Source organism: Colwellia psychrerythraea (assembly GCF_000764225.1).
Lineage (GTDB): Bacteria > Pseudomonadota > Gammaproteobacteria > Enterobacterales > Alteromonadaceae > Colwellia > Colwellia psychrerythraea_D.
On record NZ_JQED01000045.1, the window covers coordinates 82,498 to 94,753 of the forward strand.

General features: G+C 37.7%; 7 protein-coding genes. 4 read left to right on the forward strand and 3 right to left on the reverse strand.

Going from position 1 to position 12,256, the window contains the following annotated elements:
* Window positions 1-277 precede the first annotated feature (277 nt).
* Entirely contained in the window at window positions 278-5,020 is a 4,743-nt protein-coding gene (locus ND2E_RS05570) for an NAD-glutamate dehydrogenase (protein ID WP_223303660.1), read from the reverse strand.
* 320 nt (window positions 5,021-5,340) lie between these two features.
* Between ND2E_RS05570 and ND2E_RS05565 the strand changes: the two genes are divergently transcribed.
* The 4 genes from ND2E_RS05565 (at window position 5,341) to ND2E_RS05550 (ending at window position 10,919) form a co-directional block, all read left to right on the forward strand.
* Window positions 5,341-6,663, forward strand: coding sequence for a type III PLP-dependent enzyme domain-containing protein (locus tag ND2E_RS05565; RefSeq protein ID WP_223303661.1), 1,323 nt, complete (start codon window positions 5,341-5,343; stop codon window positions 6,661-6,663).
* 126 nt (window positions 6,664-6,789) lie between these two features.
* Entirely contained in the window at window positions 6,790-8,001 is a 1,212-nt protein-coding gene (gene gltS, locus ND2E_RS05560; protein WP_033094937.1) for a sodium/glutamate symporter, read from the forward strand.
* A 266-nt stretch (window positions 8,002-8,267) separates the two neighbouring features.
* Entirely contained in the window at window positions 8,268-9,989 is a 1,722-nt protein-coding gene (locus tag ND2E_RS05555) for a Na+/H+ antiporter NhaC family protein (RefSeq protein ID WP_033094938.1), read from the forward strand.
* Between the two features lie 45 nt (window positions 9,990-10,034).
* The gene (locus tag ND2E_RS05550) at window positions 10,035-10,919 is read left to right on the forward strand and encodes a LysR family transcriptional regulator (RefSeq protein ID WP_033094939.1); all 885 of its coding nucleotides are present in this window, start codon (window positions 10,035-10,037) and stop codon (window positions 10,917-10,919) included.
* A gap of 66 nt (window positions 10,920-10,985) precedes the next feature.
* Here ND2E_RS05550 and ND2E_RS05545 read toward each other — a convergent pair whose 3' ends face one another.
* On the reverse strand, window positions 10,986-11,627 hold the full coding sequence (locus tag ND2E_RS05545) for a DsbA family protein (RefSeq protein ID WP_033094940.1): 642 nt from the start codon (window positions 11,625-11,627) through the stop codon (window positions 10,986-10,988).
* A gap of 42 nt (window positions 11,628-11,669) precedes the next feature.
* Window positions 11,670-12,137 carry a disulfide bond formation protein B gene (locus ND2E_RS05540; protein WP_052056809.1) on the reverse strand — a complete coding sequence of 156 codons (468 nt, stop codon included), beginning with the start codon at window positions 12,135-12,137 and terminating at the stop codon, window positions 11,670-11,672.
* Window positions 12,138-12,256: the final 119 nt, after the last annotated feature.

Sequence of the window (12,256 nt, forward strand, 5' to 3'; positions counted from 1 at the left end):
CTAGCACTTATTAGATACATTGTAGAAATTCAGAATCTAACAAGACAATGTTGACTTGATAGTTAATCATTTAACTGTCAAGTCCATTCAGTTATTTCTCAGTCAATGAGAATTAAAAGGTTTAGGGACTAGGCATTGATTATAAGGAATGGTTTTTCCCTCGTTAGAATCAATAAATAACCAAAGGAAAGATAATTACCTATCACCACCGGCAAACAGCTAATGACAGATAATTTTGAGGCATTTGTTTATTAAAGGAGTATTTATTTTGTAAGAATTAAGCGGCTAATGCCTTTAGTTGACGGCTAGCAAAGTAAAGCTTGTCAATGTGCACTGTACCACTCTTTAAATCATCCAATACTCTGTGCAATCGATTCAATTCTATTTCCTTGCTAATTGCCCATTGCTCAATAGCAATATCAATCGAAGTATCTCGGTTATTCTTGAGTACTACTAACACAAGTTTTTCTCGAAACTCTAACAAATCAAGTAACAAACTGAAACGAGCTAATCTTGACCAATGATCTTTGGCTATCACTTTTTCTGTTTGTTCAATTAACCAAGCAAGGCCAAGTAACTTACTCATTCTATGATAACAAGGAAGAATTTCTGTTACCGGTACGTTAAGCTCTGATGAGGTTTTTACTATGTCACAGAATACCACACTTGATACTTTCAATTGATGAATAACATCGACTAAAACAAGACCATCAACTTCACTTTGCAATTGGTAAAGCGAATCATCCACGGGTGAAAAAGGCAAAGTAACTTCATCGCCATTAAGTTGTTGCAAGGTATTTATACCAGGAAAATAGCGTTGCACAATTGTTTCAATACCGTCATGTGGGCTAGCGTGGTTAATAAACCAAATAGCCATCAGCCGGTAAAACCGTTGTACTTCTATCATCAACTGAATTTGCACTTGTGCTGAGACATTAGCATGTAATGTTTCAATTTCATGCCAAATATTATCAAGTGAAAATACTTCTTTGACAATAATGAACGCTTTAACTATTTCGGCGATCGTCGCACCGGTTTGTTCCCTTACAGCATGTATTCCGCCACGGTTAAATATTTCATTGGCAACACTCGTCGCGATAATTTGTTGTGATAAAGGGTGATTAAGAATCTCTTGAGTGTATTTATTAGTTAAAGCTTCTGGAAACGCTGAGAATAGATACTTCTGAAAATAACCATCAGTGATTAATTGTTCTTCCGCCAATAAAGCATCATGCACATCCATTTTTGAATATGCCATCAACACAGCTAATTCAGGCCTTGTTAGTCCTTTTTTAGCTAAATTCCTCGATTGTAATTCTTCATCATCGGGCAAATATTCAAGTTCTCGGTTTAATCCAACACTGTTAACCAAGTATTGGCTCAAGCGAGTAAAACTATCAAAGTGAGACTGACTATTGGCCTCATCAATACTTAACGCTTGCGCTTGATAATAATTGTTACGTAATACCATAGCGCCAACTTCGTCAGTCATAGTGGCCAATAAGTGATCTCGCTCTGATCTTGTCAGCTTTTGTTTATCAACTAAACTGTTAAGTAATATCTTGATGTTCACTTCACTGTCTGAACAATTTACACCCGCTGAATTATCAACAGCATCGGTATTAATTTTGCCACCGTTTTTTGAAAACTCTATTCTTGCAAGCTGACTACAGCCCAAATTTCCGCCTTCGCCAATGACTTTACAGCGTAATTCATTGCCATTAACGCGCAGTTGATCATTAGCCTTATCTCCAACTTCAGCGTTGATTTCAGTTGAGGCTTTCACATAGGTGCCGATTCCACCGAACCATAATAAGTCTGTCTGACTGCATAAAATTTTTCGAATTAACTCATCTGGTGACAACTGCATTACTTGCTCATCGATATTAAGCAACTGTTTTACTTCTGTCGTTAGCTCAATATGCTTGACTGAGCGACTGAATACACCACCGCCTTGAGAAATCAAGGTTTTATCGTAATCTTGCCAAGAAGAACGTTTAAGATGATAAAGTCTGCTGCGTTCAACATAACTCAATGCGCTATCAGGATTTGGATCGATAAAAATATCTCGGTGATCGAAGGCAGCCACGAGCTTTATCGTTTTTGAAGACAACATGCCATTGCCAAAAACGTCTCCAGACATATCACCAATACCAATGACACTGATTTCATCTTGTTGTACGTCTATATCCATCTCGCTAAAATGCCGCTGTACTGAAACCCATGCACCTTTTGCTGTTATTCCCATCTTTTTATGATCGTAACCAACACTACCGCCCGAGGCAAAGGCATCACCTAACCAGAAACCATAATCTTGGGCAATTTCATTAGCAATATCAGAGAAAGTAGCAGTGCCCTTATCCGCCGCCACCACAAGATAACTATCATCACCATCAAAGCAAATAACGTCTTTAGGCTTAACGATGCCGCTAGTTGTATTATTATCCGTTAGATCTAATAAAGCAGAGATGAAAACTTTATAGCAGCTAATGGCTTCGTTAAAAACCATCTCACGCGAACCGTTGACAGGTAATTGCTTAGGGACAAAACCACCTTTAGCACCTTGCGGTACTATCACGACATTTTTTACTTGTTGAGCTTTAACTAATCCCAAGACTTCCGTTCTAAAGTCTTCTTCTCTGTCAGACCAACGTAAACCGCCACGTGATACAAGCGCGAATCTTAAATGAACCCCTTCAACTTGTGGCGAATAAACGAATGTTTCAACATAAGGTCTAGGTTGCGGTGCATCGTCTATGTCACCACTACGTATTTTAAAGGAGCAATAAGTCTTTAATTCACCTGTCGATGTTGTTTGATAAAAGTTCGTTCTGATCGTTGCTGACATAGCTGCGATAAAATTACGCAAAATTCTATCGTGGTCTATTTTCGAAACGCTACTGAGGCGTTGAAGCAGATCTGTTTTGATAAGCTCAGCCTCTTCTTTCCGTTGAGCGATGCTTATTTCACTTAAGGAAAAACGGCATTCGAATAACTTAATTAAACCCTGAACAATCGTTGGGTAGTTAATCAAGGCTTGTTGAAAGTACTCTTCCGAATATCCAAGACCTAATTGGCGTAAGTATTTTCCGTAAGCGCGAATGATCACTATTTGCCTAATATTGAGGTTAGCAGCAAGCAATAACTTGTTATAACCATCACTTTCAATATTACCCGCCCATACCTGAGCTAATGCTTGCTCAAGATTAACTTTTACCGCGTCAATATCTACCTTTTCAGTCGGACACTCTAGGGTATAGCTATAGACTTTACTTTGTGAACTGTCATGTGAACTACTGATTTTAAAACTAAACTCATCCACAGGTCTGAAAGCAAACTGCTCTAATATAGGGATAGAGTCACTTAATGCAATACTGTGTTTTAAGGTATATATAGTGAGCGTAAGTTCCTTTGTACTTTGTGGGGAACGAAAAATTTGAAACTGATAAGGCTTTTCATGTGTTAGACATTCAATATGATTTATCGCGCGAATGGCTTGTTTAGGGGAAAAGTGCTCTCGATAGCTTTTTGAAAAGGCATTATTGTATTTATTAAGCAATACGTTTGCTTTTCGTCCTTGCCATAATTGCGAAATCAGCGAAGTTAAATTTTCATTCCAACTTTGTGCTTTAGTCTCAATACATTCGACTAGAGAGGCAATATCAACTTTATAATCATGAGAACGGCTTTTTTTAACGATAAAATGCCATTGCGCGAGATAATTATCATTGAGCATAGAGCGTCGTGATAAAATTTCACCTTGATAAGCATCTGACAACACATCTTCAATCTCATCGCGTAAATCGGTGCAAAAGGCATCTTTTGATACGAACACCAAAACAGATACTTGTTCGTTGAAATTGTTTTCCCTAATGAAAGCGCCAGATTTACTTTTAACGTTAAGATTATGTATGTTTTGAGCTAAATCTAGCAACTGTTCATTACTACTTTCATATAACTCCCTTTTGGGTAAAACCGCCAGTATATGCATAAAGCTACGGTAATCGTGACTCTCCGACTTTAGACAAAGTTGTTGCAGTATTTGTGCTAATTTTGCATTTAAAAAAGGTATTTTATTCGGATGTAAGTTGTTAGCAACTTGGGTGAATAAACCAGAATATTGATGAACGGCAATAAGCTTTCCGTCTGTAGAAAACTCTTTTACACTGACTAAATCAAGGTAATCATATCGATGAATAGTTGATTTAACCAGTGACTTACTTACTTTCAGAGCGCTTTGTTCAGTAACAAATTGAGTAAATTCCGCGCTGGTTAACGTTAAGTCAGGGTTAGTTGCTTTAACAGCGTCATTGAACATACCTAAGCCATTGTCTTTTGGTATCGCGTTACCATTATCGTTTATTAAATAGCAATTATAACCAATAAAAACAAAGTGTTCGTTGCAGATCCATGATAAAAACCTTTTAATTTCAATTCCATCAGAACCTAATGATTCATGGTTTATACGGCTACAATTTGTCTTCATTAGCGGCCAATCTTGAGTGACTTTGCTGATATTAGCTAATAATTGCTGAATTGTTTCGACTAGTTCACCGATCACTTGTGCTGGGAGTTGGTTGGCAAGTTCAATATATAAAATTGATTCATCTTGATTTGTCTCTGTCGTATCTTGATTGCTTGATAAAAGTTGACTCCGGTTTATCACGGGGTGCAAAAAAATATTGATCTTATAACCATGTGACATCAGTAACGCTGAAATAGAATCAACGATAAAAGCCTTATCGTCAGTAATAATATGAAGAACAGCTCCCTCTGCGAGCACATTTTGTTGATTACTGTTTTCAATAATAACTTTATTTTCATTGGTACAACGACCGCAAAAAGATTGCCATAATAACAAGGCGATTTGATAACGGTGTTGTATTGATATTTCTTGTAAATCGGTGCTGAGCACACTATTAAACATTTGCTCAGAGAAACGGGTAAAAGCGATAACATCTTGTTCATGGTAGCTTTCATTTATAAAACGACATAATTCTAAATCAGTAGTGACAGTCACAATAAATTACCTTAATTGGTATAATAAGAACCATTCTCCTAAGGGAGGCTTTGTTACACCAAGTGGTTAAATATTGAAACCAATATTTCATTTGGTATAAGTAAAAGCCTAGCTACAGGAGCTTTTACAGGCTAATTCATTTCTTTGGCTAAGGTATAACCAAATGTTGTAGCAAAAATGTCTTTCGCTAATTGCAGCTGGTAGCACTAACACACTCAACAACTCGAGCGCATAACCCAAAGTTATTACCTAGCAAAGATTAACTATTATTCATTTACACCTTGCTACATTATCGTAATGGTATCGACAAAGAATCACCTGTGACCGCAACAGTTGCATGTTTCCTTAATTTAAAAGATGCCCATATGAACAGAAAGCAAAAGATAATTAACACCGCAATCAATAGCCAAATTATTGATCACAATTTAACGGCTATTGGTGTAATGGATTTAGATGGTTTGAGAAAAACTGTTAATGATGCTTATGCCGCGTTTCCTGAAAATTTTTTTCATACCTTTGCTGTAAAAGCAAATGCTTTAGTTAAGGTATTAGAGCCACTACGTGAATATGGCATGGGTGCTGAAGTTGCCAGTCCAGGTGAGCTATTAATCGCACAAACCGCCGGTTTTTCAGCTGAAAACATTATTTTTGATTCTCCAGCAAAAACTATACAAGACTTGCGAGCGTGTATAAAAAATGGCATTGCACTTAACATTGATAACTTGCAAGAACTTGAGCGTATCGATGCACTAATGCTTGAATTTCCTGACAGTAAATCCGTGATAGGTTTTCGTGTTAACCCTCAAATAGGAGGGGGAAAAATAGGCTCTACAAGCACAGCTACAGCTACCTCTAAGTTTGGCTATGCCTTACTCGATGGAAGTAACCGAGACGAACTCATCAGTATTTATAAAACTCGCCCATGGTTACGAAGCATTCATACCCACTCAGGCTCTCAAGGTTGTGAATTATCCTTAATGGCAAATGGTATTAAAATCATTACCGAGCTTGCTGAAGAAATCAATGCATTAACAGCTACTCAGCAAATAACGCGAATAGATATTGGTGGCGGTTTACCGGTTAATTTCACTTCTGAAATAGTCAAACCAAGTTTTCAAGATTATGCTGATATCTTAAGAGCGGAAGTTCCCTTGTTATTCACGGAAAAGTACCAAGTCAAAACTGAATTTGGTCGAGCCATCGTGGCTAAAAATGGTGTTATCATCACGCGAGTTGAGTACACAAAAAATTCTGGTGGTCGTCATATTGCGACAACACATGCGGGTGCACAAATAATAACCCGCACTGCCTTTTTACCAAAATCTTGGCCAATAAGAGTGACTGGCTATACCAGCAATGGTGAAGAAAGAACTGATAAAACATCTGATGTGGTTATGACCGATGTTGCAGGTCCTTGCTGTTTTGCCGGTGATCTTATTTGTGTTAATCAAGCCTTACCAAAATTAGAAAGTAATGATTATGTCATGGTGCACGACACAGGTGGCTATTACTTTTCAAATCACTTTGATTACAACAGCCTGCCTAGAGTGGCAATTTATACCGTCAGTGGTAACGATGATGATCTTACAATCAAATGTATCCGACATGGCGAATCTCTTGATGACGTACTTAACAAAATGTGACGCTTGTTAAGTGAGACAAAGATTATAAATAAACGCAAACAGAAATACTCAATCAAGTTAATTTTGCCTGAATTCATATAAGCAAAGGCTACTTTTTGAGTTACTAATAATAAAGTGGGCTTAGCTATGGAAATAAATGTCAGTATTCTTGAAACGCTCGTAGTAGCACTTATTATTCTTTTTACAGGCTATTATTGTAATAGCAAAGTATCATTTTTACGCAATAACAATATTCCTGAGCCTGTTGTAGGCGGCATTATTTTTTCAATATTAGCAGCCATCGCCCACTCCTTTTTTGACATTCATTTTAATTTTGATATGAGTTTTAAAAACCCTCTGATGACGGTATTTTTTACTACTGTAGGATTAGGTGCTAGTTATTCATTGTTGTTAAAAGGCGGCCCTAAAGTTGTTTTGTTTCTCGGTGTGGCAACCTTGTACTTACTGGTACAAAATGCTATCGGTGTATCAATCGCCGTCAGTACGGGAATGAACCCATTAATGGGACTAATTGGTGGCTCAGTAACTTTATCTGGTGGCCACGGTAATGGCGCAACTTATGCTGACTTATTCATTACTGAGTATAATATGCCAGCTAATATTTTCGAATTGGCAATGGCAGCCGCAACCATGGGTCTAGTTTTAGGGGGATTAGTTGGCGGGCCAGTGAGTAAGAGGTTAATAATGCGTTATGACCTCAAAGCAGATGAATACCATGAAGAGCTTGATGATACCGTAACGTTCAATCCTGAAGATCATGATTTAGTCACCCCCAAAAAAATGATGGAAACCTTATTTATTATTTTGTTATGCATGACAGTTGGTCATGTGGTGTATCTTAATTTAAAAGCGGCAGATGTTGTACTGCCTGCCTTTTTAATGCCATTGTTATTTGGTGTTGTCGCTACCAATTTATGCGAAGTTTCAAAACGTTACACTGTAAGCAGAGCTTGCATAGATTTGTGGGGAACGATGGCGCTTTCTATTTTCTTAGCCTTAGCACTAATGTCATTAAAAGTATGGCAACTCGCAAGTTTAGCAGGACCAATGGTGGTGATCATTTTGCTTCAAACAATCATGTTAATGATGTTTGCATATTTCATTACCTTTAGAATTATGGGCAAGAATTATAATGCGGCTATCATTGCTGGCGGGCATTGTGGTTTTGGTTTAGGTGCAACACCTACAGCGGTAGCCAATATGGAATCTCTTGTGGCAAGGCATGGGCCGTCACCGCAAGCTTTTTTAGTTGTGCCGTTAGTTGGCGCATTCTTTATTGATATAACCAATGCATTGGTTATTCAACTCTACTTAAGTCTTCCCTTTGTCTCTTCGTAGATGACGATTTTCATTGCTAAGCATTTGCTTTATAACGCTATTAACACAAATTTATAAAGCAAACATTGCTCATTTTGACTATAAATTAGTAAATATAAATCATTCCTACCTTTATCTACGCAAGGCTATCCTATAACCTTAGGTTATAGCTTAGAACTAAACACTTAAAGTTATATTGTTTTCCGTAAGCTTTAATAGTGTAGAGACCCAACAAGGAATTGACATGAACAATCGAAATAGAATCCTTACCTTAAAGGAGTCCATTAATGAGTATTAATAATTCGCTTGCCTTAATTATTCTGCTTTTAGGTGTTTTAACTGCGATATTTGTCGGTAACTCTGTTAATAAAACATGGCTTGAGCAGTCTTATGTTTTTGATACTTACCAAACTGACCATGGTGGTCATGCATATAAATATAAAGGTAAAGAAGTTATTATTTCAAAGATTGTTCCCTATCAACAATCTCCTTTAAAACAAGCGAATTTAAGTAAACTAAATGAAGATCCGCTATTAAAAGAGCAATGGGTTGAAGATACAGCACATAGAATAAAATTATTAAAACCTGCTTATCACTATGGCCTTTGGTCTTTACTGCCCGCTTTTATTACCATAGTCCTTTGTTTACTTACCAGAGAGCCACTTACCTCATTATTTAGCGGTATAGTGATGGGCTCATTGATGTTGGGCCAATATGATTTAACCGATGCCGTTATCATTCCCAATTTAGCCAAAGAAGGCACTGCAGCATTACTTTTGCTGTACTTATGGTTATTAGGGGGGTTACTAGGTATTTGGTCTAAAACGGGCGCTGCACAAGCCTTTGCTAACTATATAACACTGCATTTTGTTAGAGGACCTCGTTCAGCCAAAGTGATATCCTGGTTACTGGGCATACTATTTTTCCAAGGGGGTACTATGAGCACAGTGCTCGTTGGGACCTCAGTTAGACCGCTAGCTGACAAAGCCAAGGTTAGTCATGAAGAGATGAGCTACATTGTCGACTCTACCGCCTCCCCGATTGCAACAATAATTGCCTTTAATGCTTGGCCAGCCTATGTGCAAGCATTAATATTTGTGCCTGGCGTATCATTTTTAGCAACTGAATCTGCTAGGTTAAATTTCTTTTTTAGCAGCATTCCCTTTAGCTTTTATGCTATTTTTGCTGTTTTAGGTACCCTATTATTAAGTATAAATATTACCACCTTTTCAGGTAAGAGAATTCGAGATGCCCATCAAAGAGCTTTAACCACAGGACAATTAGACGCAAAAGGTGCTAGGCCATTAAGTGCTAAAGAGCTACAACGCTGTGATGTGCCTTCTGGTTACACTCCTCATGTTTTAGAGTTTATTTTACCCTTAGTCACTTTGATATCTATTGCTGTTTTCACCTTTATATTTTTAGGCTCTCCTAAAATCAATTGGGCTTTTGGTACAGCTTTACTGCTATCCGCAGCAATCGCATTAGCTAAAGGGATGTCATTAACGCACGTTATTGATGGTTTTGGCAACGGCTTAAAAGGAGTGGTGCTAGCTTCTGTGATTCTCATGTTAGCGGTAATTATTGGCAGTATTAGTAAAGAGATCGGCGGTGGTTTATATTTAGTTTCACAATTGGGTGAACAATTACCTTTTTGGTTATTACCCTTGATATTGCAATTAATGACTATGGTTATTGCCTTTTCAACTGGTACCAGTTGGGGAACTTATGCTATCGCCTTTCCGTTAGCCATGCCCTTAGCTTGGGCAGTATGCCAGTCTCAAGGACTTGCTAACCCAGAATTGTTTATGATGGTTTGTTTCGCGACAGTGCTTAACGGCAGTGTATTTGGTGATCAATGCTCGCCCATATCAGATACCACTATACTGAGTGCGATGACCACAGGTTGTGATTTAATGGATCATGTTAAATCTCAGTTAATCCCTGCAACTTTTGCCGCAACATGTGCAGCAAGTTTATGGACATTAACCGTTTACCTGTTTGCTTAAGCTGTACCCATGATAAATTACCCCTAAACAATTGAGGAATTAAAAATGCGCTTAAGACATATTGAAATTTTTCACGCCATTTACACTACTGGTTCAATTACCAATGCAGCAAAGATATTACACGTTTCACAACCCTCAGTCAGTAAAGTGCTATCTCATGCTGAAATGCAACTCGGTTTTGACTTATTTGAGCGGGTCAAAGGTCGGTTAACTCCAACTGACGAGGCAGAAATGTTGTTTGATGAAGTAGATAAGATTTATCAACAAATGCGTTCGATAAAAAATACCGCTGAAAACATCAAAAAGTCAGAATACGGTCAAATAAATATTGCGGGTAGTCCTGCCCTAGGTTTTGATGTTATTCCGTGTGCAATTGCAAAATATCATCATAAACATCATCAGGTAAATTTTAACGTTCAAACTGTGCATAACGATGCAGTTATGCAAACCCTACTTGAACATAAGTGTGATTTGGCGGTATTATTCGCGCCAAATAGTATGCTTGGTGTAACTTCAATTGAATTAGCCCAATCTGAATTAGTGATTGTATATCCAAAAGCTAGCTTCCCTGCCGCCCCTAAAAAATTAACCTTAAACCAGCTTAAAGAGTTCGAATATATCGACATTGGAGATAGTGGTCCGCTAGCTGATTTATTATGGACAAGAATGATGCAAGACAGCATCAATCTAGAGGCGCTAATAAAGGTACAAACCTACTTTATTGCCGCAAGACTAGTCGCTCAGGGTGTTGGTATTTGTGTGGTAGATCGTTTTACTGCCCAGGGGAATTTATCTGACAACACCGCCATCGCATCGTTTGATCCGCCTTTAACCTTTCCTGTCAAAGCACTGTACCTTGACAATAAAAGCCTATCTAAAGTGAGCCAAGAATTTTTATCGTATTTAAGCGATGAATTTTCCAATAGTTAACTTAACTCCAGTACAGATAACAATTGTATTTGTACTGCAGTTAAACTATCCGTCTGAGAACTTTTCTTAATAAGCTTCGGCAACCTCTTGTTCAATAAGAGTCACAAGTTCTTCATAACCAAAAACCACTAAAGGTTTTCCGTTGACAAAAAATTGTGGTGTTGCTCGCACTTTCAATGTTTGCCCATCTTGAATATCTTGTGCAACAGTTCTTTCTATTTTTTTGCTTTGCCAGTCTTTTTCAAGTTGCTCTTGATCTACATCGAGCGTTTTTATTCCTGCTAAAGCACTGCTAGGATTAGATACATGGTGCTCTACCCAGCGCTGTTGATTAGCAAAGAGTAATTCAAGAGCGGGCCAAAATTTACCTTGAAGATGTGCTGCTTCAAGCATTTTTACCACATCATCTGAGCCCTTATGCAATGGGGCATAACGCATAACAACGTTAACTTTCCCTTGGTATTTCTTAACTAGGTTATTAATTAATGGATAAAATTGGCTACAAGTACCACAAGCGGGATCAAAAAACTCAACAATGGTTACTTTGGCTTGTGTACCTCCCTTAGTGGGTGCTCCAACGCGTTCTAATGCTGGCAATTTGTCGCTTGCTATTGTTGATGGTTGTTGGCTTTTATACATTGCGACTGCTGCAATAAATATTACGCCGATAAATGCTGCAACGCTGATAAAAAGAGTTTTATTATTCATGATTGTTCCGAGTTAAGATCCGAGTTATTTAAGAATTTATATTTAGTTGAATGTATTATTATGTGTTTCGATAAAATTTCTTTTAGCTAGAACAAGCAACAGCCCTAACAAAGAAAATGTCATCAAAGACATCACGGGGATATTGATAAAACCAAGTAAGGTAAAATGAGTTTCTGAGCAAGGAATCCCTTGCACGCATGGTTGCGCCGCTTCAGGAATAATGCCTGCAACAACGAGCACATGAAATAGCGCGACGAACCAGCCAAAAATAACCAAGGGGCTTGTATAACGAATTATACTTATATCAAAAGGAAAAAGTGCCATAGGTAATATAAATACTAAAGGGTATAGCGCAATCCGTTGATACCAACATAATACACACACAGGTAACTGTACTATTTCACTGAAAAATAAACTAATTAAGGTGCCACTTGTTGCGATGATCCATGCAATAAATAGGTAATTCCAAGGTTTATTACTTTGAGCGACTACGGTTTCAGTATCATTCATTTGCTTTTATCTGTCTGTAATAAATAAGTGTTAAGTGTAACGAATTTATCAGGCTTTCATCTGACTCATTTATCTAGCTTTATCATAAATTATCACTAAGTTTGTTTTAGGTCAGAGTC

Bases quoted from the DNA above. Each gene is read 5' to 3' on its own strand.
- gltS (WP_033094937.1), top strand. From the start codon at position 6,790: ATGGAAATAAATGTCAGTATTCTTGAAACGCTCGTAGTAGCACTTATT.
- ND2E_RS05555 (WP_033094938.1), top strand. From the start codon at position 8,268: ATGAGTATTAATAATTCGCTTGCCTTAATTATTCTGCTTTTAGGTGTT.
- ND2E_RS05550 (WP_033094939.1), top strand. From the start codon at position 10,035: ATGCGCTTAAGACATATTGAAATTTTTCACGCCATTTACACTACTGGT.
- ND2E_RS05545 (WP_033094940.1), bottom strand. From the start codon at position 11,627: ATGAATAATAAAACTCTTTTTATCAGCGTTGCAGCATTTATCGGCGTA.
- ND2E_RS05540 (WP_052056809.1), bottom strand. From the start codon at position 12,137: ATGAATGATACTGAAACCGTAGTCGCTCAAAGTAATAAACCTTGGAAT.